At 71.3% G+C, this 20,676-nt stretch carries 22 protein-coding genes; 16 read left to right on the top strand and 6 right to left on the bottom strand.

Going from position 1 to position 20,676, the window contains the following annotated elements; all coding sequences use genetic code 11:
• The first annotated feature begins 4 nt into the window (after window positions 1–4).
• The 9 genes from C6V83_RS14705 to glgC all read left to right on the top strand — a co-directional run bounded on the left by C6V83_RS14705 (window position 5) and on the right by glgC (window position 7,915).
• A complete protein-coding gene (locus C6V83_RS14705; protein WP_105943015.1) occupies window positions 5–793 on the top strand; it encodes an LOG family protein in 789 nt (262 codons plus the stop codon).
• Window positions 790–1,332, top strand: coding sequence for an LOG family protein (locus C6V83_RS14700; RefSeq protein ID WP_105943014.1), 543 nt, complete (start codon window positions 790–792; stop codon window positions 1,330–1,332). The genes C6V83_RS14705 and C6V83_RS14700 overlap by 4 nt, the downstream gene beginning before the upstream one ends.
• Before the next feature lie 40 nt (window positions 1,333–1,372).
• Window positions 1,373–3,166 carry a long-chain-acyl-CoA synthetase gene (locus C6V83_RS14695; RefSeq protein ID WP_105943013.1) on the top strand — a complete coding sequence of 598 codons (1,794 nt, stop codon included), beginning with the start codon at window positions 1,373–1,375 and terminating at the stop codon, window positions 3,164–3,166.
• Between the two features lie 77 nt (window positions 3,167–3,243).
• Window positions 3,244–4,056, top strand: a complete 813-nt coding sequence (folP, locus tag C6V83_RS14690) for a dihydropteroate synthase (protein WP_105943012.1) — start codon at window positions 3,244–3,246, stop codon at window positions 4,054–4,056.
• A gap of 9 nt (window positions 4,057–4,065) precedes the next feature.
• A complete protein-coding gene (locus tag C6V83_RS14685) occupies window positions 4,066–4,980 on the top strand; it encodes a glucosyl-3-phosphoglycerate synthase (protein WP_105943011.1) in 915 nt (304 codons plus the stop codon).
• A 179-nt stretch (window positions 4,981–5,159) separates the two neighbouring features.
• Window positions 5,160–5,513, top strand: a complete 354-nt coding sequence (locus tag C6V83_RS14680) for a DivIVA domain-containing protein (protein ID WP_105943010.1) — start codon at window positions 5,160–5,162, stop codon at window positions 5,511–5,513.
• Between the two features lie 72 nt (window positions 5,514–5,585).
• Window positions 5,586–5,753, top strand: a complete 168-nt coding sequence (locus C6V83_RS14675; RefSeq protein WP_005935999.1) for a DUF3117 domain-containing protein — start codon at window positions 5,586–5,588, stop codon at window positions 5,751–5,753.
• Window positions 5,754–5,791: 38 nt separating this feature from the next.
• Window positions 5,792–6,610 (top strand): putative RNA methyltransferase, encoded by an 819-nt coding sequence (locus tag C6V83_RS14670; RefSeq protein ID WP_105943009.1) that lies wholly within the window; start codon window positions 5,792–5,794, stop codon window positions 6,608–6,610.
• A gap of 90 nt (window positions 6,611–6,700) precedes the next feature.
• Window positions 6,701–7,915 carry a glucose-1-phosphate adenylyltransferase gene (gene glgC / locus C6V83_RS14665; protein ID WP_105943008.1) on the top strand — a complete coding sequence of 405 codons (1,215 nt, stop codon included), beginning with the start codon at window positions 6,701–6,703 and terminating at the stop codon, window positions 7,913–7,915.
• A gap of 224 nt (window positions 7,916–8,139) precedes the next feature.
• Here glgC and C6V83_RS14660 read toward each other — a convergent pair whose 3' ends face one another.
• Genes C6V83_RS14660 through cofD form a run of 3 tightly spaced genes read right to left on the bottom strand, consistent with a single transcriptional unit; the run spans window position 8,140 to window position 11,136 of the window.
• Complete coding sequence (locus C6V83_RS14660; protein ID WP_234353759.1) at window positions 8,140–8,739, bottom strand: NUDIX hydrolase; 600 nt, start codon at window positions 8,737–8,739, stop codon at window positions 8,140–8,142.
• Window positions 8,736–10,088, bottom strand: a complete 1,353-nt coding sequence (locus tag C6V83_RS14655) for a coenzyme F420-0:L-glutamate ligase (RefSeq protein ID WP_105943007.1) — start codon at window positions 10,086–10,088, stop codon at window positions 8,736–8,738. The genes C6V83_RS14660 and C6V83_RS14655 overlap by 4 nt, the downstream gene beginning before the upstream one ends.
• A 40-nt stretch (window positions 10,089–10,128) precedes the next feature.
• Window positions 10,129–11,136, bottom strand: a complete 1,008-nt coding sequence (cofD, locus tag C6V83_RS14650) for a 2-phospho-L-lactate transferase (RefSeq protein ID WP_105943987.1) — start codon at window positions 11,134–11,136, stop codon at window positions 10,129–10,131.
• A gap of 304 nt (window positions 11,137–11,440) precedes the next feature.
• Here cofD and C6V83_RS14645 point away from each other — a divergent pair, with 304 nt between their 5' ends.
• A complete protein-coding gene (locus tag C6V83_RS14645) occupies window positions 11,441–11,779 on the top strand; it encodes a WhiB family transcriptional regulator (protein WP_105943006.1) in 339 nt (112 codons plus the stop codon).
• A gap of 210 nt (window positions 11,780–11,989) precedes the next feature.
• Here the strand turns inward: C6V83_RS14645 and C6V83_RS14640 are convergent, their stop codons facing one another.
• Window positions 11,990–12,484, bottom strand: a complete 495-nt coding sequence (locus C6V83_RS14640; RefSeq protein WP_105943005.1) for a metallopeptidase family protein — start codon at window positions 12,482–12,484, stop codon at window positions 11,990–11,992.
• Window positions 12,485–12,576: 92 nt separating this feature from the next.
• On the opposite strand from C6V83_RS14640, the gene C6V83_RS14635 reads away from it, so the two are divergent.
• Genes C6V83_RS14635 through manA form a run of 3 tightly spaced genes read left to right on the top strand, consistent with a single transcriptional unit; the run spans window position 12,577 to window position 15,507 of the window.
• On the top strand, window positions 12,577–13,026 hold the full coding sequence (locus C6V83_RS14635; RefSeq protein ID WP_199832529.1) for a DUF3499 domain-containing protein: 450 nt from the start codon (window positions 12,577–12,579) through the stop codon (window positions 13,024–13,026).
• Window positions 13,027–13,055: 29 nt separating this feature from the next.
• The gene (locus C6V83_RS14630) at window positions 13,056–14,249 is read left to right on the top strand and encodes a hypothetical protein (RefSeq protein ID WP_105943004.1); all 1,194 of its coding nucleotides are present in this window, start codon (window positions 13,056–13,058) and stop codon (window positions 14,247–14,249) included.
• A 28-nt stretch (window positions 14,250–14,277) separates the two neighbouring features.
• On the top strand, window positions 14,278–15,507 hold the full coding sequence (manA, locus tag C6V83_RS14625) for a mannose-6-phosphate isomerase, class I (RefSeq protein ID WP_105943003.1): 1,230 nt from the start codon (window positions 14,278–14,280) through the stop codon (window positions 15,505–15,507).
• A gap of 94 nt (window positions 15,508–15,601) precedes the next feature.
• On the opposite strand, the gene C6V83_RS14620 is transcribed toward manA, so the two are convergent.
• On the bottom strand, window positions 15,602–16,975 hold the full coding sequence (locus C6V83_RS14620) for a type VII secretion protein EccE (RefSeq protein ID WP_105943002.1): 1,374 nt from the start codon (window positions 16,973–16,975) through the stop codon (window positions 15,602–15,604).
• Window positions 16,976–17,111: 136 nt separating this feature from the next.
• On the opposite strand from C6V83_RS14620, the gene eccB reads away from it, so the two are divergent.
• The gene (gene eccB, locus C6V83_RS14615; RefSeq protein WP_105943001.1) at window positions 17,112–18,479 is read left to right on the top strand and encodes a type VII secretion protein EccB; all 1,368 of its coding nucleotides are present in this window, start codon (window positions 17,112–17,114) and stop codon (window positions 18,477–18,479) included.
• Between the two features lie 167 nt (window positions 18,480–18,646).
• Here eccB and C6V83_RS14610 read toward each other — a convergent pair whose 3' ends face one another.
• Window positions 18,647–19,306 carry a TetR/AcrR family transcriptional regulator gene (locus tag C6V83_RS14610; protein WP_105943000.1) on the bottom strand — a complete coding sequence of 220 codons (660 nt, stop codon included), beginning with the start codon at window positions 19,304–19,306 and terminating at the stop codon, window positions 18,647–18,649.
• Between the two features lie 188 nt (window positions 19,307–19,494).
• Here C6V83_RS14610 and C6V83_RS14605 point away from each other — a divergent pair, with 188 nt between their 5' ends.
• Together C6V83_RS14605 and nrdH are read left to right on the top strand one after the other, a co-directional pair.
• Window positions 19,495–20,079, top strand: coding sequence for an NAD(P)H-dependent oxidoreductase (locus C6V83_RS14605; RefSeq protein ID WP_105942999.1), 585 nt, complete (start codon window positions 19,495–19,497; stop codon window positions 20,077–20,079).
• A gap of 355 nt (window positions 20,080–20,434) precedes the next feature.
• Complete coding sequence (gene nrdH, locus C6V83_RS14600; protein ID WP_105942998.1) at window positions 20,435–20,668, top strand: glutaredoxin-like protein NrdH; 234 nt, start codon at window positions 20,435–20,437, stop codon at window positions 20,666–20,668.
• The last annotated feature ends 8 nt before the right edge of the window (window positions 20,669–20,676 follow it).

The following is a 20,676-nucleotide window of genomic DNA, read 5'->3' as shown; positions in this document are numbered from 1 at the left end:
GCGCATGACGCGCGAACCGCTCGACGACGACGTGCCCGTGGACGACGACGCAGAGCTCCGTTACGCCGGCGCCGCCCGGATCCGGGTGAGCGAGGGTGAAGGCTACGTCACCAGCGACGAGAAGCTCCTGGAGTGGGTCGACCCGGCGGACGAGAGCCGAGCGGTGGCGCGGACGGCGCGCGACGGGTGGCGGGTGCTGCGCATCCAGTCCGAGTTCGTCGCGGGATTCGATGCCATGGAGGACGTGCACCAGGCCGTCACCGTCTTCGGCTCGGCCCGTGTCCCTTCCGGGAGTCCGGGCTACGACACCGGCGTGGAGCTGGGCCGGCTGCTGGCCGAGGCCGGATACGCGGTGATCACCGGTGGCGGGCCGGGTGCGATGGAAGCCGCCAACAAGGGCGCCTTCGAGGCCGGCGGGCAGTCGATCGGGCTGAACATCGAGCTGCCCTTCGAACAGCACCTCAACCCGTATCTCACGGTGGCGATGAACTTCCGCTACTTCTTCGTCCGCAAGACGATGTTCGTGAAGTACGCGCAGGCATTCGTCTGCCTGCCCGGCGGGGTCGGCACGCTCGACGAGCTCTTCGAGGCGCTGACCCTGGTACAGACCGGCAAGGTGACACGTTTCCCGATCGTCCTGATCGGCCGGACGTTCTGGAGCCCGCTCCTGGACTGGCTGCGCGAATCCCTGCTCGCCAACGGGATGATCAGCCCCGAGGACATGGGTCTGGTCCACCTGGTCGACACTCCGGCGGAGGCGGTCGACGTCGTCCGTGCCTCGGGCGTGCGATGAGCGCGATCTGCGTCTACTGCGCGTCGGGGCCGGTCGCGCAGACCTATCTCGACCTCGCCGAGGAGACCGGCGCGGCCATCGCCCGGGCCGGGCACACGCTGGTCACCGGCGGCGGCCGCGTCGGGATGATGGGCGCGGTGGTGCGGGGCGCCCGCTCGGCGGGCGGCTACACCATCGGCATCATCCCCGAGCACCTGATGAAGGCCGAGGTGGCCGACACCGACTCCGACGAGCTCATCGTCACCGACACCATGCGCGAGCGGAAACGGCTGATGGACGACCTGTCCGACGGCTTCCTCACGCTGCCCGGCGGGATCGGCACGCTCGAGGAGCTGTTCGAGACGTGGACCGGCGGCTTTCTGGGCGTGCACACCAAGCCGATCGCGCTGCTGAACCACGACGGCTTCTACGATCCGATGATGACCTGGCTCGCTGATCTGGCCACCCGCGGGTTCGTCGCACAGTCGGCGCTGGACCGCCTGCACGTGGTGCCGGACCTGGGTACCGCCCTGGCAGTAACCTACTCAACGGTAAGGTAGTGCTTCCCGTCACCGGCCAACGATTGGAGTGAGACCCACCATGGTTTCCACGAGCAGCCCGAACACGTCCGCCGCCCGCCGCACCGTCGGGGTCGGAGACCTCCTCAAAGGCGTCGTGGCGATGGCGCCCGACGCGCTGTCGATGGCGCGTCACGCTCCGGGCTTGGTGATCCGGTCGGCCGATGCGAAGAAGACCATCGGCCTCATCTTCCAGAAGCTGGCCGCCAAGCACCCGGACCGTCCGTTCGTTCGCTTCGAGGGCCGGACCCTGACCTACGGCGAGGCCAACCGGACGGTCAACCGCTACGCCGCCGTGCTGGCCGAGCGGGGCGTCGGCAAGGGCGACGTGGTCGGCATCCTCGCCGAGAACAGCGACACCGATCTGCTCGTGGTGCTGGCCACGCTCAAGCTCGGCGCGGTGGCCGGCATGCTGAACTACAACCAGCACGGCCACGTGATCGACCACAGCATGAGCCTGCTGAACGCCAAGGTCCTGGTGCGCGACCCCCGGTGCGCCGAAGCCTGGGACACGATGAGCCCGGATGCGCGTCCGGAGCACGTGCTGACGTTCGACGACCTCGACGCCGCCGCCGAGGGCAAGCCGGTCGCCGACCCGGCTGTCACCGCGCAGCTGCCGGCGTCGACCACCGCGTTCTACATCTTCACCTCCGGCACCACCGGCCTGCCCAAGGCCAGCATGATGAGCCACAACCGCTGGATGGCCAACTACTCGGGCATCGGCGGTCTGGCGGTGCGCCTGCGGCCCAGCGACACCATGTACGTCGCGCTGCCGATGTACCACAACAACGCCCTCTCGGTGTCCCTCGGCGCGGTGCTCGCCGGCGGCGCCTGCATCGCGATCGCCCGCAAGTTCTCGGCCAGCCGGTTCTGGGACGACGTGATCGCCAACCGCGCCACCGCGTTCTGCTACATCGGCGAGCTGTGTCGCTACCTGCTGGCCCAGCCGGAGAAGCCGAGCGACCGCCGCCACGCGGTGCGGGTCGTCGTCGGCAACGGCATGCGCCCGGAGATCTGGGAGGAGTTCTCCGAGCGCTTCGGCATCGACCGGATCGTGGAGTTCTACGGTGCGAGCGAGCTCAATCTGGCCTTCGTCAACGCGTTCAACGTCCCGCGTACCGCGGGCTTCTGCCCGCTGCCGTTCAAGGTGGTCGAGTACGAGGCCGACGGCAGCCCCAAGCGCGACGCGAACGGCCGGCTCCGCCCGGTCCGCAAGGGCGAGCCGGGTCTGCTGATCGCCGAGATCAGCGAGCGGGTGCCGCTCGACGGCTACACCGACGACGCCGAGACCGAGAAGAAGGTGATCCGCGACGCCTTCAAGGCCGGCGACGCCTACTTCAACTCCGGCGACCTGGTCCGCCAGCAGGGCTTTCTGCACATCGCCTTCGTCGACCGCCTCGGCGACACCTTCCGCTGGAAGGGCGAGAACGTCGCGACCACCGAGGTGGAGGGTGCGCTCGGCTCGTTCGACGGCATCGAGCACGCCGCCGTGTACGGCGTCGAGGTCCCCGGCTGCGACGGCCGCGCCGGCATGGGCGCCCTGACTCTTGCCGAGGGCGCGAGCCTGGACGGCAAGGCCCTGGCCGAGCACCTGCACCGGGAGTTGCCGTCGTACGCCGTCCCGCTGTTCCTGCGGATCGTGCCGGAGATCGAGGCCACCACCACGTTCAAGAACCGCAAGGTGGAGTTGCGCGACGAGGGCTTCTCCGACGTCGGCGAGGACCAGGTCCTGGTGCTCTCCTCGCGCGCCGACGGTTACGTGCCGATCTACGACGGGTTCGTCGACGAGATCGCCGGAGCGAAGGCGTCGAACTGACCACGCCCGTCTCGCCACCGGCCCGTCCGCCCGCCACACTCTGTGGGCGGGCGGTCGCGACCGACCGGGCGCTGGTGATGGCGATCGTCAACCGGACCCCGGACTCCTTCTACGACCGCGGCGCGACGTTCTCCGACGAGGCCGCGCAGCGCCGCATCGACGAGGTGGTGGCCGAAGGTGCCGACATCGTCGACGTCGGCGGTGTCAAAGCCGGCCCCGGCGAGGAAGTCGACGCGCGGACCGAGGCCGACCGCGTGGTGCCGATGATCGCGTGGATCCGCGAGCGGCACCCGGGCCTGCTCATCAGCGTCGACACCTGGCGCAGCGAGGTCGCGGCGGCGGCGTGCGAGGCCGGCGCCGACCTGATCAACGACACCTGGGCCGGCGCCGATCCCGGCCTGGTCGACGTGGCCGCGCAGGCCGGGGCCGGCCTGGTCTGCTCGCACACCGGCGGGGCCGTCGTCCGCTCCCGGCCGCACCGGGTGGCCTACGACGACGTGGTCGCCGAGGTGGCGGCCGATCTGACCGCGGCCGCCGAGCGGGCCGTGGCCGCCGGGGTGCGCCGCGACGGGATCCTGATCGACCCCACCCACGACTTCGGCAAGAACACGCATCACGGGCTGGCCCTGCTGCGGCGGCTCGACGAACTGACCGGCACCGGCTGGCCGGTGCTCATGGCGCTGAGCAACAAGGACTTCATCGGCGAGACGCTGGGGGTGGAACTGCACGAGCGGGTGGCCGGTACGCTGGCCGCGACGGCTCTGGCCGCCGCCACGGGTGCTCGCGTCTTCCGGGTTCACGAAGTCGCCGATACTCGCCGGGTGGTGGACATGGTCGCATCCATCGCCGGCACGCGACCGCCTGCCCGGACGGTCCGAGGATTGGCGTGAGTGAGACGAATGAGTGAGACCGGGCCCGAGGCGCACACCCACTCGTGGGACCGGCCCGCGTGGACCGTCGAACAACTGCTCGCCGCGAAAGGCGGGCGCACCGTCTCGGTGGTGCTGCCTGCGCTCGACGAGGAGGAGGCGGTCGGCGGCGTGGTCGCCTCGATCGTGCCGTTGCTGGGCGGTTTGGTCGATGAGCTCGTGGTCCTGGACTCCGGTTCCACCGACGCCACCGCCGAGGTCGCCCGTGCCGCGGGGGCGCGAGTCGTCGCACGTGACGAGGTGTTTCCGGAGCTGCCGCCGCGCCCCGGAAAAGGCGAGGCGCTGTGGCGGGCCGTCGCCGCCACCAGCGGCGACCTGATCGCCTTTGTCGACGCCGATCTGGTCGATCCGGATCCGATGTTCGTGCCGCGGCTGCTCGGTCCGTTGCTGTTCGACCCCGAGGTGCACCTGGTGAAAGGCTATTACCGCCGACCGCTGCGCGAGGGCGGCGCGCAGGTGGCCGACGGGGGCGGACGGGTCACCGAGCTGCTGGCTCGACCGTTGCTGACGGCACTGAAACCTGAACTGGGGCAAGTGATTCAGCCGTTGGGCGGGGAATACGCGGGAACGCGAGAGCTGCTGTCGTCGGTGCCGTTTGCGGCCGGGTACGGCGTCGAGATCGGGCTGCTGATCGACACCTACGATCGCTACGGTCTGGCCGGCATCGGGCAGGTGAACCTCGGCCTCCGGGTGCACCGCAACCGCCCGCTCTCCGAGCTCGCGGTGATGAGCCGGCAGATCCTCGCGACAGCGCTCTCGAGGTGCGGGATCGAGGACTCCGGCGTCGGGCTGACCCAGTTCGTCCCGGCCGCCGACGGCACCTTCACTCCGCACCCCACCGAGCTGACCGTCGCCGACCGGCCGCCGGTGGCGAGTTTCCTGTAGAGCGCGCCGTTCACGCTCCGATTCCCGCCCGCCGTGGGCAGACGGGTCTCGTCGGAGGGCCGGCCCGACAGTTTCGGCTGAACCACACGGTCGCGAGTGCCGGGGCCGGACGTCCTCGTCGAACACCGGCCGAAGGGCGGCGCGACCGCGCGACGGTCGGGAGTCGCTACCCTGAAACCGTGCTGACCATAGCCCTGTACATCCTCGGGATGCTCGCCGTCGTGGCGATCGTCTTCGCCCTCGTGTGGTTCGTCTTCGGGCGTGGGGAGGAACTGCCGCCGGTGCCGCGGCGCACCACGCTGACCAAGCTGCCGCTGGTCGGGATCACCGGCGACGACGTGCGCGGCCTGGTGTTTCAGCAGACCTTCCGCGGATACGACGCCGAGGAAGTGGACTGGGCGCTGGAGAAGCTCGCACGCGAGATCGACGATCTCCGCGCGGTGGTGCACGACCTCCGGGCCCGCGATGCCGAGCACGCCGACGACGCCGCGACAGACGCGATCAGCGCCGCCGACCGGTACCGGACTCGGTGACGCGAGCCACGCCACGTATCATGTAACGCAGTGTGTCTCATGGAGCGCAGTGTCGGTGAAGGGAGCGCGAGAATGGCGGCGATGAAGCCCCGTATGGGTGACGGTCCGTTGGAGGCGGTCAAGGAGGGGCGCGGCATCGTGGTGCGCATTCCGATCGACGGCGGTGGGCGTCTGGTCGTCGAACTCAATGACGAAGAGGCCTCGGCGCTCGGCGAAGCGCTGCGCGAGGTCGTGGCCTGAGCGAAAGCTCGGACCGACTCTGGCGCTCGAGCGCCGAGTTGCTGTGTTGTCCCGTCTGCGCCGATTCGCTGGCGCTCGACGGTCGCGGACTCGTGTGCCCGCAGCGGCACCGGTTCGACCTGGCCCGGCAGGGCTACGCCCCGCTGCTGAGCGGTCGTGCGCGCGGTCTCCGCAGCGACACCGCGCCGATGGTCGCCGCACGACGTCGTGTGCTCGACGCCGGGGTCTTCGCGGCCGTCGCCGCCGAACTCGCCCGCCACGTAGACCCGGACTCCTCGGTGATCGTGGACGCCGGCGCGGGTACCGGGCACTATCTGGCCGGGGCGCTCGATGCCGCACCGGACGCCTCGGGAATCGGCATCGATCTCTCCAAGTGCTGTGCCCGGTCGACGGCGCGCGCCCACCCGAGGGCCGTGGCCGTCGTCGCCGACCTGTGGGAGGGGCTGCCCGTGGTCTCCCGCGCCGCTGATGCGGTGCTGTCGGTGTTCGCCCCGCGCAACGTCGCCGAGACCGCGCGGGTGCTGCGGCCCGGCGGACGCTGGCTGCTGGTGACGCCGAACGCCGGACATCTGCACCAGATCCGCGAACCGCTCGGCATGCTGAGCATCGGCGCCGACAAGCTCGCCCGGCTGCACGACGACCTGGCCGCCGGCGGTTTCGCGGTGACCGCCGCCCGCCCGGTCACGGCGACCGCCGAGCTCTCCGCGCCGCTGCTCGCGGATCTCGCCGGCATGGGACCGGCCGGATTTCACCGGACCCCGGAGGAGTTGTCCGACGCGGCTGAGGCGTTGCTGGGCGGTGCGCCGGCGGCGCGGGCGACCGTCGACATCACCGTGACGGTGGCCGAGCGGCCCTGACGACGAATCGTCGTCGTCCATCCGGACCGAAGGACCCGGACTTCGCGCTCCCGTCGCCCGCGGGCGCGGCGATGCGGATATGTTGGACACGTGAGATCTCAACCGCACGTCCTCGGAATCGTTCTCGCGGGCGGAGAAGGCAAGAGGCTCTTCCCGCTGACCAAAGACCGCGCCAAGCCGGCCGTGCCGTTCGGCAGTTCGTACCGGCTGATCGACTTCGTGCTCTCGAACCTGGTCAACGCCGGGTACGAACGGATCTGTGTGTTGACCCAGTACAAGTCGCACTCACTGGACCGGCACATCTCGCAGACGTGGTGGTCGTCGGGATTCCACGGCGAGTTCATCACCCCGGTGCCGGCGCAACAGCGCCTCGGTCCGCGCTGGTACACCGGGAGCGCGGACGCGATCTACCAGTCGATGAACCTGATCTTCGACGAGAACCCCGAGTACATCGTCGTCTTCGGTGCCGATCACGTGTACCGGATGGATCCGTCGCAGATGGTGGAGCAGCACATCGCCACGGGTGCCTCGGTGACCGTCGCCGGCATTCGCGTGCCGCGCAGCGAAGCTGTCGCGTTCGGCTGCATCGACTCCGACGCGGACGGCAAGATCACCCGTTTCGTGGAGAAGCCGTCCGATCCGCCCGGCACGCCCGACGATCCGGACGTCACCTTCGCTTCGATGGGCAACTACGTGTTCACCACCGAGGCGCTGGTCGAGATGCTCCGGGCGGACGCGGCCGATCCGGACTCCGATCACGACATGGGCGGCGACATCATCCCGGCGTTCGTGGAGCGCGACGAGGCCTACGTCTACGACTTCAACGACAACGTGATCCCGGGTGAGACTCCCGAGGACAAGGGCTACTGGCGCGACGTCGGCACCATCGACGCCTTCTACGACGCGCACATGGATCTGGTGTCGGCCAAACCCGCGTTCAACCTGTACAACCAGCGCTGGCCGATCCGCGGGGAGACCTCGCACCTGCCGCCGGCCAAGTTCATCCGCGGCGGATCCGCCAACGACTCGATGGTGGGCGCCGGTTGCATCGTCTCCGGTGCGACGGTGCACACCTCGGTGCTCGCCAACGATGTGGTGATCGAGGAAGGCGCCGTGGTGCAGGGCAGTGTTCTGATGCCGGGGGTGCGGATCGGCCGGAATGCGGTGGTACGCAACGCGATCCTCGACAAGAACGTGCGCGTCAGCGACGAGGGTCAGGTCGGCGTCGACCTCGACGGCGACCGCGAGCGCTTCACCGTGAGCTCCGGCGGGATCGTCACCGTGGCGAAGAACGAGGTCATCTGACCCCGGGTCCATTCGGCTGAGCCGGTTCGATCTCACTAGTGTCCCGTGTCGAAAGTTCTTTCGCGGTATGCCGGGGCCCGATGAACGTCTGGCGGCGTTGTCCTCGGTCAGGATACCTGCCGGTATCCCTCCCTCGTCCGCCTTGCCGGCCGCCCATCGGACTCCCGGCAACCATCGAGAACCTTCCGACACGGGACACTAGCGAAGCGAGTCGAAACCCGCGGTCAGGGCAGCAGGCCGGCGGCGCGCAGAGCGGCACGACCGTGTGCGATCAGCGCCGGCACCGTGTCCACGTCGGTGTTCTCGGGGAGGGCGTCCACCGGCCACCAGGCGAGGTCCACGGACTCGTCGCTGCGCACCGGGACCGGGGGAGCGCCGTCGTCTCCGGCCGGCGCGAGTGCCGCGTAGCGCACATCCAGGTGCCGGGTGGGCTGCCCCAGCGAGCAGGTGATCGGATGCGTGTGCAGGTGGACGGGCGCGGCGCTGATCACCAGGCCGGACAGCCCCGACTCCTCGGTGGCCTCCCGGAGCGCGGCCGCGGCGATGTCCGGATCGCCGGGCTCGCAGTGGCCGCCCAGCTGAATCCACTTGCCCACGCGCGGGTGCAAGGTGAGCAGCACCTGCTCGCCGGACGCGTCGAAGACGATCGCCGAGGCGGTGAGATGCCCGGGGACGCAGGCCCGTTCGCAGGGGTTGTCGGCGGCGTCCAGGAACGCGAGATAGGTGTGCCGCAACGTGTCCTGCTCGGCGTCCGGGGGAGTCCAGCCGGTCAATGCCGTCCGCGCAGAATCGGCCAGCGCCGGAATGCTCGTCTCGACTGTCACAGCTCCATCACCAGTCCTCGGGTGTCTGCGGGCCGGCGCAGCCCGGCGTGCTCGGCCGGGCGTCCGACGGCGACGGCGCCGAGCGGGGCCCACTTCTCGGGCAGGTCCAGGATCCGCCGAACGGTTCCGGCGGCGAAGATCGTCGACCCGATCCAGCAGCTGCCGATGCCGCGCACCGACAGCGCCACCAGCAGGTAACCGACGGCAGCCCCGGCCGCGACGGTGAACATGGTGTCCTCGCAGCCGTTGCGGCGCTCGTCCGGGTAGACGTGCATGCCGTCGCCGGTCATCACCGGGATCACCAGTTCCGGTGCGTCGTAAAGGATCTGGCCGCGGGCGACCCGTTTGGCGATGGACTCGCCCGACTTGGCGTCACGGGTCAGATCGGCCCGCCAGTCGTCGGCCATCGCATCGAGCAGGGTGCGGCGGCGCTCGCGATCCCGCAGCCACACGAACCGCACCGGGTGTGTGTGATGCGGTGCCGGGGCGGTGAGGGCGTCGGCGAACGCCGCGTGCATCACCTCCGGTTCGACGGCCCCGGGAGCGAACGACCGGACGCTGCGACGGGTGAGCAACGCCTCGATCCGGCCCTGTGTCAGCGCGTCGTCGGTGCCGAGCCGGAACAGGTCGGCCTCCGGGTCGCGGACCAGGTCCCGCGCGCAGGTGCCGTCGTCGACCGGCCGCAGGCCGCGGACGACGGCCACCGGGACACCGGCCAGCTTTCCCTTCACCAGATCTGCGGCCGCAGCGAGTTCGTCGGCGACGGCGATGTCGGTGACGCGCAACGGGTTTCCGTAGTCGTCGACGCTCCCGTCGTAACCGTGCCGGACGGCGATCCCGGACGCGCCGATCGCCACATCGGTCTGGCCGGCCCGCCACGCGCGTCCCATCGTGTCGGTGACCACCACGGCCACCCGGCGGCCGGAAGCGGCCAGTGCGGCACGCAGACGGGCGGCGCTGGCGTCCGGGTCCTCGGGCAGCAGGGCCAGTCGGTCGCCGGGCAGGTTGGAGCCGTCGACCCCGGCGGCGGCCTGCACCAGACCGTTCCGGTTCGCGGTGATGAGGAGTTCGTCGCGGCGTGCGACGATCCTCACCGCCTCCTTCTCGATCAGTCTGCGGCGGAACGCATCTCGTTCGTGGGGGTCGCTCGGTGCGGGAACGGTGCGGCCCTCGATCTTGGAGAAGACCTTGCTGGTCACCACCAGAACGTCGTCGTCGGCGATCCACGGTGCGGCGCTGAGGATTTCGGCCGCGAGATCGCTGTCCGGGCCGAACTCGCCGAGGCCGGTCACCGGCCGGATCGTGAGCTCTCCCGGTGCGCGGTGGTCGTGCGTGTTCCGGTCCGTCATGCGCGACTCCTCACGCCGCGACTCCTCACGCCGCGAATCCTCACGCCTCGACGCCGACGAGCCGGCACGCCGCGCGCACCATGTCGGCGGTGGCGGTCGGGTCGGTCATCAGCAACGGCGCTTCGGCCGTCGCGATCCCGGCCACCGGATCGGCAGCGGCGGCGTCGCCGGGCGCCACCAGCCAGCCGTCGAGCAGCCCGTTGCCGCTGCGCGCGCCGTAGTGCTCGGCGATCGCTCGGGCGGTGGTGGCCACGCCGATCACCGAGAGGCACTCGTCGGCCATGCCGCGCAGCGGGCGGTCGTCGATGACCGGGCTGATGCCGACCACCGGGGCGCCGGTGGTGCGCAGCGCGGAACGGATGCCGGGGACGCTGGTGATCGCGCCGACTGAGACCACCGGATTGCTCGGTGCGATCAGCACGACGTCGGCGTCGGCGATCGCCTCGAGCACGCCGGGTGCGGGTGTGGCGTTGCCGTCGACCTGCGCGAAGCCGTGCGTGGGCACCTGGGCGCGGTAGCGCACCCACCATTCCTGGAAGTGGATGGCCAGGCGTTCGCCGGGTTCGCCGCCGGGTTTGTCGATCAGGACGTGGGTCTCGTGGCGGTCGTCGCTCACCGGCAGCAGCCGCACGCCGGGCTGCCACCGCTTGCTGAGGGCGGCGGTGATGTCGGAGAGCCGGAACCCGGCGTCGAGCATCTGCGTCCGGATCAGGTGGGTCGCCAGGTCGCGGTCGCCGAGCCCGAACCAGTCCGGATCCGCGCCGTAGGCGGCCAGTTCGTCTTTGGCGTGCCAGGTCTCGTCCCGGCGGCCCCAGCCGCGCTCGGTGTCGATCCCGCCGCCCAGTGTGTACATGCAGGTGTCCAGGTCGGGGCAGATCCGCACGCCGTGCATCCAGGCGTCGTCGCCGACGTTCACCACGGCGGTGACCGTGTTCGGTCCCGCGGGCTCGCCCTCGGCGGCGGGAAACGCGGTGACGCCGAACAACTCGCGCGCACCCTGCAGGAACCGGGCGCCGCCGACGCCTCCGACCAGTACCGTCACCTTCACAGCGAACACACTACGAGAAGACGCGGGGTCGCCGCCCGGCGAGGACCGGGGCACGCGTCCCCTGAACGTGTGACATCCGAAATGTGCCGAACATCTCGCGCGACACTCCCGGGTCGCTCCACGCCTGTCGGCTTTTCGGGTGATATCACTGAAACTTCGCTGTTCACTTGACCTCGACCCGCTTCGGCGTGTGTAATCACAGCAGTGTGATTCCTAGTCGAGCGGCTTGGTCATCCATCTGAGTTGCTTCTTTTGCATCGGATTCACGCACCGCCGTAGGGTTCGATCGATCAGGAGGGCGACGATGACGTTCGCGGGCAACGGAGAAGAGTTCGGAAACTCGACACCGGCCTCGGTGTTCACCGGCAACGGCAGTCACCTGTCTGTGGTGCCCTCGGGAATCGATGCGTGCTTCGACGAGATCGAGGACCAGTGGCAGGAGCGTGCCCTGTGCGCACAGACCGACCCCGAAGCGTTCTTCCCGGAGAAGGGCGGGTCCACCCGCGAAGCCAAGCGCATCTGCCACGGCTGCGAGGTCAAGGCCGAGTGCCTCGAGTACGCGCTGGGCAACGACGAGCGGTTCGGCATCTGGGGTGGTCTCTCCGAGCGTGAGCGTCGCCGCCTCAAGCGCGGCATCATCTGAGTCCGGCCAGCAGCTGAGGGCGCCTCGGTCCGACCCGACCCCGGTGCGCCGGTGCGTGGGCCGAAATCAGGGTGCCCGGCACCCGTATCTCGTTCTGGCACCGCCGACTGAGGGTGCCACAACGAGGCCAGGGTGCCCGGCACCCATGCTTCGACGACGGCCGCGCGGGAATCCGCGACGATGAGCGCGCGCTGACCGCGCTCGGCGACCTCAATCCTGCGGGCCCTGCTCGACGGTCTCCTCGTCGACGCCCAGATACGTCGCCACCTGCTGAATCAGCACTTCCCGCAGGATCTCCGGGAGTTCCTCCTCGTCCCGCGCACGCAGCTCGATCGGCCGGCGGAACAGGATCAGCTGCGCGCGCGTGGTCCGTCCGCGCCCGTCCACGCCCGCGGGGATCAGGCGCGCCAGGGGGACCGGTCCGTCGGCGGTCACCTCCTCGGGCCACTGCACCGTGGCCGCATCCCGCGGCAGGATGCGGGGAACGTCGTCCACCGCCAGGTCCAGCCCGGTCAGCAGGCGGTGCCAGTCCCGGTCGATCTCGGCGAACGCGGCGACCGCGGCCTTGTCGAAGCTGTCCCGGCGGCTGCGGTGCCCCGGCAGCGTGGGCGGAACCACCGGACTGCGCAGCCCGCGTCCGTGACGGTCGCGGGAGCGGCGCGGCGGCGACAGGAGTTCACGGCCGGTGGCGGGACGGAAACGCATGAGCGCAGTCTACGAGCCTGCGGCCGCCGTCGACGGTCCCGGTGAGCGTGTCGATGCTCCGGCCGGGCGCAGCGCGCGATAGGCTCACCGGTGTGAACTCTCCCCGTCAGTGCTGCCGTCCCGGGTGCTCGCGCCTCGCGGTGGCTACCCTGACCTTCGTTTACGCGGAGTCGACCGCGGTGATCGGACCGATCGCCGGCGCCGACGAGCCCCACTCGTGGGACCTGTGCTCCGAGCACGCCGACCGCATCACGGTGCCGCGCGGTTGGGAGCTGCTACGCAGCGAGCGGGAGTTCGTCCAGCCCGCCGAAGACCAGGACCTGACCGCGCTGGCCGATGTGGTCCGCGAAGCCGGCGGGGGCGCCGGAACCCGGCCGAGTCTGCCGCCGCTGCCCAGCTTCACCTCCCGCGCCGACGCCGACGATCAGGGTCCGGGCCGTCACCGCCGCTCCCCGGTGACCACCGCCGGACCCGCCCCCGCGCCGGGCCCGCGTCCCGGACGGCGCGGTCACCTGCGCGTACTGCCTGATCCGGTTGACTGAACCGGGCGCCTCGCGCATCGTAGGAAGCCATGCCCGTCATCATCGATGACCTCGACGACGCCGATGCTCTGCACTCGGCGGACACCGAAGGTCTGCTGCACAGCGCCGCCCTGGCCGGAGCCCAGGTCCGCGCCGTCGCCGAGGCGCAGGCTGAGGGCGTTCTGGAGCCGCTGGGCACACTGCGACCGCGCGCCGTCGTGATCGTCACCGGCGGCGACCTGCTGACCGCGGGTGCGGCCGACCTGGTGGTCGCCGTCTGCGCGGGACGGATCGATGTGCCCGTCGTCGTCGCACCGTCGCTGCCCGGCTGGATCGGTCCCCTCGACGTGGTGGTGGTGGCCGGCGTCGATGCCGGTGAGCCGCTGCTGGCCGATGCACTGTCGCGCGCAGCTCGCCGCCGGGCCGAAGTGGTGGTGCTGGCACCGCTGGAGGGCCCGCTGCGCGAGGCCGCCGGGACCGGGCTGCGCGGCGCGGTCCCGCTGATCGACCTGTCGCCGCGCCTCACCGTCGATCCGCGTTTTCAGTACACGGGTCTGGTGGCCGGACTCGTCGCGACGCTCGGCGCGCTCTCGGCCGTGCGGATGACGCCGGCGCCGCCGTCGCTGGCCGAGGTGGCCGACAGGCTCGACGCCGAGGCGGCCGCCGACCATCCGGGCCAAGAGAGCTTCCACAACCAGGCCAAGCTGCTCGCGCTGCGCGCCGCCGGGCGTCGGTGTGTCTGGGCCGGCGACAGCGCCGCCGCCGGCGCGGTGGCCCGGCGGGGGGCATCGGCGTTCTTCGAGATCGCCGGTCTGCCCGCCGCGCACGCCGGCGAGGCGCGCGCCCTGGCTTCACTCGGGGCCGCCGCGCCGCGAGCGACCGACTCGATCTTCTACGATCCGGACTTCGACGGCCCCGCCCCGGCGGACCCGCTGCGCCTGTTCGTGGTCAGCACCGCGGCCCGGTCGCTGCTCACCCGGCAGCGGATCGGCACCCGGGAGGCGGACCTGGTGACCGAGGAGACCGGCGACGACGCGTTCGGGGCCGACCGCGGCCAGGTCGCATCCCCGGCGGCGGGATCGCCCGGTGTGCTGGAGAGCCTGGTGGACACGCCGGCCGATCTGACCGGCTACCTGGTGATCGTCGTCCGGGCACAGCTGGCCGCCGCCTACCTGGCCCTCGCCGGAGACGGCGCCCGGGAACAAGCGGATCCGGGTCAGTTCGGGGATTGGGGACGACGATGACGATCAGGCGAGCGAAGGTGCGCGGCGAATGAAGACTGTCAAGGGCGTGGTCCGCCCGTACGCGTGGGGTTCGCGGACCGCACTCGCCGAGCTTCAGGGCCGGCCCGCGCCGTCGCCCCACCCGGAGGCCGAACTCTGGTTCGGTGCGCACCCCGCCGCGCCCGCCGCCGTCGACGACGCGGCGAAGTCCGACCTGCTCGCGGTGATCGACGACGACCCGCTCGCCGCGCTCGGAGCCACGGTCGCCGAGACGTACGAGCAGCGACTGCCGTTCCTGGTGAAGATCCTCGCCGCCGACGAGCCGCTCTCGCTGCAGGCGCACCCGAGCGCCGAGCAGGCGCGGATCGGGTTCGCCGCCGAGAACCGGGCGGGGCTGGCCGTCGACGATCCGCGGCGCAACTACCGCGACAGCTGGCACAAGCCGGAGATCGTCGTCGCCCTCAGCGACTTCGAGGCGCTGGCCGGCTTCCGCGAACCCGCCGTCACCGTGGAACTGCTGCGCTGCCTGCAGGTCCCGGGGCTCGACTCGGCTCTCGGCATGCTCGCCGACGCGCCCGACCAGACCGGTCTGCGCACCGTGTTCACCACCTGGCTGACGCTGCCCGAGACGATGATCAAGGATCTGGTGCCGCAGGTGCTCGGCGGCGCGGTGGCAGCCCTGGAGAACGGCGAGAGCCGGTTCGCCGGGGAGTTGCGCGCGGTGCTCGAACTCGGCGAGGCGTACCCGGACGATCCCGGGGTGCTGGCCGCGCTGCTGCTGAACTTCGTGCGGCTGCGGCCGGGCGAGGCGATTTACCTGCCCGCCGGGAACCTGCACGCGTATCTGCGGGGCACCGCGGTGGAGGCGATGGCGAACTCCGACAACGTGTTGCGCGGCGGACTGACCCCCAAGCACATCGACGTTCCCGAGCTGCTGCGCGTGCTCGACTTCGCGCCCGTCTCCCGGGACGCGCTGATGCCGCCCGTGGAGGCGCTGGGCGCCGAGCGGATCTACCTGACGCCCGCGCCGGAGTTCCGCCTTTCCCGCGTCGAGCTGGACGGCACCGGTCTGCACCACGCGTCGAGCATCAGCTTCGACATGCCGGGTCCGCAGATCCTGGCGGTCACCACGGGACGGATCGAGGTCTTCGTCCCGGGCGGCGAGAGCCTGACCGTCGAATGCGGCGACGCGGTGTGGCTGTCCGACGACGATCCCGACGTGATCGTCCGCGCGGGGTCCTCGCACGCGGTGTTCTTCCGCGCCCGCGTTCCGCACTGAGATCTCGACTTCGCTCGATCAGCGGGTGGGGCTCCCTCGATCAGCGGGTGGGGTTCCGCTCGATCAGCGCGGTGGTGCTCGATCAGCGGGTGGATCAACCGCGCACCAGGGCGTCCTCGGCCGGTGTTGCGACCAGGCGCACGCGGATCCGGCGGCCGCCGCCGGAGACCTCGGCGACGGCCGGATCGCCGGAATCCTGGCGCACGAGCGGGTGGTGGCCGGGATCGAATCCGGGATCGGCGTCGTCGTGCACGCGCAGGATCGTGTGCCCGTCCAGCGGGCCGAGGCGGGCGCCGGGGCGGTCGTCGAGCAGCACCTGCGCGCGGCCGTCCGCGGCGGCGTGCAGCATTCCGCGGTCGGCCACGGCGTCGAGCAGACCGGCCCAGCGTTCGGGACGCTCGGTGAACACCGCCGTCGTGTGTCCGGCGGCGACCAGCCGGACGACGATGCGGCGCACCAGGTCCAGGCGCCCGACGACGTCCGCGCGCGCGATGTCCGGACCGGCCAGCCGCAGACCCACCGGACGGCCGTCGGGATCGGCACCGACGATCACGCCGTCGTCGTCGATCGGCAGCCTCGCGCCGGCCAGGTCGCGGACGGCCGGGAGCGCGAGCGCGGGGACTTCACCGGTGAGCGGCGTCCAGTGCACGGGCGGCGAGCCGCACAGCGAGCCGGTTACGCCGACGGAGGCACAGACCGCGGGACCGTCGTCGCCGGGCCGCAGCTCCAGCGTGCACTCGACCGGTCCCTCGGCCAGGTTCCAGACCGATTCCATTGCCGTGCACAGTGTCTCGCCGTCGGTGGCGCTCACCGAATAGCGGCGCGTCCCCGTGGCGGCATCGTCGTACCCGGCGCTGCCGGGTGCGGACGCGCCCGCCGCGGCGAGCTCGGTCGCGGTGACCTGGGCCGCGGTCAGGGGCACGGCCGAGACCCCGCAGCCGCGGAGGAGAGCGGCCACCCGGCGGGTGGCGGCCAGGCTGGCGCGCAGGGCCGCGGTGGGCCCCGCGCCGTAGCGTGCGGTCAGCCCCGGGTGGAGCAGTGGATCGGTGCGCACGGTGAGGCGGATCGACCGCCGAGCGGCGGCCGGGAGCGGTCCGAGCAGTCCCCGATAGGCCGTCGGCGCCGGTCCGTCGCCGGGACAGCCGCCCCCGCGGATACGCACGGTGATCGCGGTGGCCGCAGCGTCCGGTCGGCGCAGGAGCTGCAGCAGGGAGTCCAGCGGCAGGCCGGCCCCGGGGCTCGTGGCGGGCGCGAACCAGGAGGAGCCGAGCCGATGCGGACGGGGTGATCCGGGCGGCACGGCGAGAGTCGTGATGAGGCCGCCTCCGACGTACCGGATGCCGGCGAAACCGTCCTCGAACGGCGCGTCGAACGGCGCCCGCACGGGTTCGAGGTGCCCGACCCGGCGTCGTCTGCCCCGTTCTCTTGTCGAAGCCCGCCGGCCGATGCCGATGTCCTGCAATGCCATGGCGTTCCCCCGAAGCGACCGCTGCCGCCGCCCGGTGTCCCCCTGGCGACGCTCGACGACGCTTTCGGCGAAAGCGCCCGGCGTCACCGTAGCGCGGGACTACCGTGGCCACACGAGATTTGATCGGGGGAGTCGAATGTCGAGACAGCTGACGACGCGTGCGCAGGTGAGCGGCTACCGGTTCGGGCTGGCCAGGGCCGAGCACGCGCTGATCCGGCGGGACGCGCGGATGCTGGCCGACCCGATGCGGTCCCAATTCCGGGCACTGCTGGCGGGTTTGGTGGTGGCCGTGCTGCTGCTGGCCGGGGCGGGGATCTACGGATTGGTGCGACCCTCTCCGTCGGTCGGCGACGCCACGATCGTCGCCGTGGAGGGCGGGGGCCTGTTCGTCTTGGTCGACGACGCCCTGCATCCGGTGCCGAATCTCGCGTCGGCGCGGCTCGTCGCCGGAGCGCCGCTGCCGGTGAAGACGGTCTCGCAGCGGTCGATGAGCGCGTACCCGCGCGGTCCGGCGCTGGGCATCCCGGGCGCCCCGGCGGCACTGCCCGGACCCGCCGACGCCGGCCGCTCGGTCTGGACCGTGTGCGACGACCCCGCGGGCGGCACCGCGGTGCTGGCCGGACCGCTCACCGCGCCGCCGGCTCCTGCCCAGACCGGCGCGCTGGTTCGGGCGGGTGACACCGAATGGCTGCTCTATCAGATCGCCGCCGACGGAGTGTCGCTCCCGGTGCGGGCCACGGTGTCGTCGTCGGTCGCGGTGCGGCGGGCGCTGGGGCTCGACGGTGCGGCGGCACGGCCGATCAGCGAGGCTTTGCTGAACACCTTTCCGGCGCAGCCCGCTCTGGCGGTTCCGGAGGTGCCCGGGCGGGGCGGCCCGGGGCCGGGCCCGCTGCGGGAGGTTCCGGTCGGGTCGGTGATCCGCTCGCTCGGGGTGGACGACGCGCCGTCGTACTTCGCGGTGCTGCCGGACGGCATCCAGCCGCTCACACCGGTCGCCGCGCAGGTGTTGCGGGGCGCCGATGCGGGCGATCCGCACGCGGTCCGGCAGGTGGCGCCGGGGGTGCTCGCCGCAGTGCCCGTCGTGCGGAGGCTGCCGGTGGAGTCGTTTCCGGAGCACGTGCCCGCGCCGGTCGGGGCGGACGCGGTGATGTGCCGCTCGTGGTCGCGCGAGAAGGGCACGCCGGAGCGGGAGACGCTGCACGTCAGCCCCCACCTGCCGCTGCCGGAGGGGGCGCGCGTGGTGTCGCTGAGTTCGGCGGACGGGTCCGGGCCGGGACTCGACGGCGTATACCTGCGACCGGGGAGCGGTGAACACCTGCGGGTGACCGGCGGCGACTACTACGTCAGCGATGCCGGTATCCGCTACCGGCTGGCCACCGCGGAGATCGGCCGGATGCTGGGACTGTCCGACCCGCGGCCGGCGCCGTGGCCGGTGCTGGCGCTGCTCCCGGAGGGGCCGGCCCTGGCGCGCGAGCCGGCGCTGGTGGCGCGCGATCTGCCGTGATCGAGAAGCCGTGACGCTCCTTGAGCCCGTCGAACGCTCCTTGAGCTTGTCGAAAGCGCCGTGACGCTCCTTGAGCTTGTCGACAGGTCCGTGCGCTCCTTGAGCCTGTCGAAAGGTCCGTGCGCTCCTTGAGCCTGTCGAAAGGTCGTGAGCTCCTTGTCGAAAGGTCAGCTCAGTCCCGCGGCGAGCGCCCGGACCATCCGCTCCCAATCGTCGGCGATCTCAGCGGGTTCCAGACCCACCACCTCCAGCTGGTGACGGACGGCGATCGCCTCCAGCGGCGACTGGATCGCGACCGCCACGGTGGCCAGCCGGCCCGGGTAGCCGAGCTCGCCGAGCAGGTACTGCACGTGACTGGTCGACATGGCCCAGACCGGGTGGCTGAGGCGGTCGGGATCGTCGGCACCGGCCTCCAGCAGGATGTCGAGGTGGTCGACGGTCATCTTCAGCCGTGCGCGGCCGTAGGCGATCAGACGGTCGAGGGGGGAGGCACCGGGCGCGCCCGGCGTCGGCGCCGACACGAGTCCGGGACCGAGCGGGGGCGGCCCGGTGAGGATCTGCTGCTGCAGGGCGCGCTCGGAGTGGTCGAGCAGGGCCATCATCAGCCCGGTCCGGTTGCCGAAACGCCGGAAGACGGTGCCCTTGCCGACGCCGGCGGCGCGGGCCACCGCGTCCATCGTGACCGCTGCGGCGCCGTGGTCGTCGATCAGCTGTTTCGCCGCGGCCAGCAGCAGTTGCCGGTTCCGGGCCGCATCGGCGCGTTCGCCGCCGGCCCCGGTCTCGGGCAGCAGCTGCAGCGCCGGGCCGCGTCCGGATTCGGAGGACATGCATCCCAGGATATCGGTCGGGCGGTGCGGTCGAGTCGACCGACCCGGATCATCGTGCGTCCAAACCGTGACGTCTGCCGGGGCACGTGACAAGGTCCACACGGACCACTGGATGAAATCCGGACTGCAGTCCGTTAATTATCGGTTGTAGACAGATTCGCGCACGACCTTCCCGAAGGAGCCCCATCATGACCGACTTCCCCCTCGATCCGACCACCGCCGCCCGCGCCGACGCCGACCGCGCCGTGGTGGTGCTGGTGGGCAGCCTTCGCCGCGACTCGGTCAACCGCAGGCTGGCGCGCTTGGCCGCGGCGTCGGCTCCGGTCGGGACGGCGGTCGACGTCGTCGACGACCTGGATCGGCTGCCGTTCTACAACGAAGACCTCGACGCCGACGGCGAGCGTGGCGATGCGGTGGAGGAACTGCGGGCGCGCGTGGGTGCGGCCGACGCCGTGCTGGTGGTGACGCCGGAGTACAACGGCGGCCTGCCCGCGGTGCTCAAGAACGCGATCGACTGGCTGTCGCGGCCGTACGGCGCCGGGGCGTTCACGGGTCTGCCGGTCGGCGTGATCGGCGCGGCATCGAGTGCGCACGCCGGCACCTGGGCGCGCCAGGACGCCCGCAAGGCGATCGGCATCGCCGGCGGCGTGGTGGTCGAGCCGGTCGAGCTCGGCATCCGCAGCGGCGAGTTCGACGAGGCGTCGCCGGAGATCGTCGGGGAGCTCGGGCGGCTCGTCGCCCATCTTCTGCCGGAGCCGGCCGCGGTGGGGTGAGCGGTCGCGCCGGAGACAGGGTTGGGGACATCTCTGGGGACACCTCTGGGGACGGCCTGGGGATGCGCTGGGGACGGCCTGGGGAGGACACGCCGAGCGCATCGAGACACGCCCGGCGGCCTGTGGACGGTGCCTCGCCGACCTGGGACTTTCATGAATGTTATTCACAACTTCTTGTGGTGACTCGAAATGTCAGACACAAGGTGTAGTGTTCATGGTGTCCGACGGGGAGAGGAATCCCACAGCTGTCATTCGGGACTCGCACACCGACTCACACGCTGGTGATCCTCTCGATTGGGAAGCCGCCGGACAGACATCATCACATCCGTCCGAACGCGTCACGAGGAGTCCGCCAATGGCTATCACCGTCTACACCAAGCCGGCTTGTGTGCAGTGCAACATGACCTACAAGGCGCTCGACAAGCTCGGACTGGAGTACGACGTCGTCGACATCAGCATCGACGACGAAGCGCGCGACTACGTGATGGCGCTCGGCTACCTGCAGGCGCCGGTCGTCGTGGTTGACGACGAGCACTGGTCGGGCTTCCGTCCCGAGCGCATCAAGGCCGTCGCCGCTCGCGCAGCCTGAGCGGGAGG

This window comes from Gordonia iterans (assembly GCF_002993285.1).
Taxonomy (GTDB): Bacteria; Actinomycetota; Actinomycetes; order Mycobacteriales; family Mycobacteriaceae; genus Gordonia; species Gordonia iterans.
The sequence above is the reverse complement of the archived record's forward strand: the minus strand, read 5'-3'. Positions and strand labels throughout refer to the sequence as shown.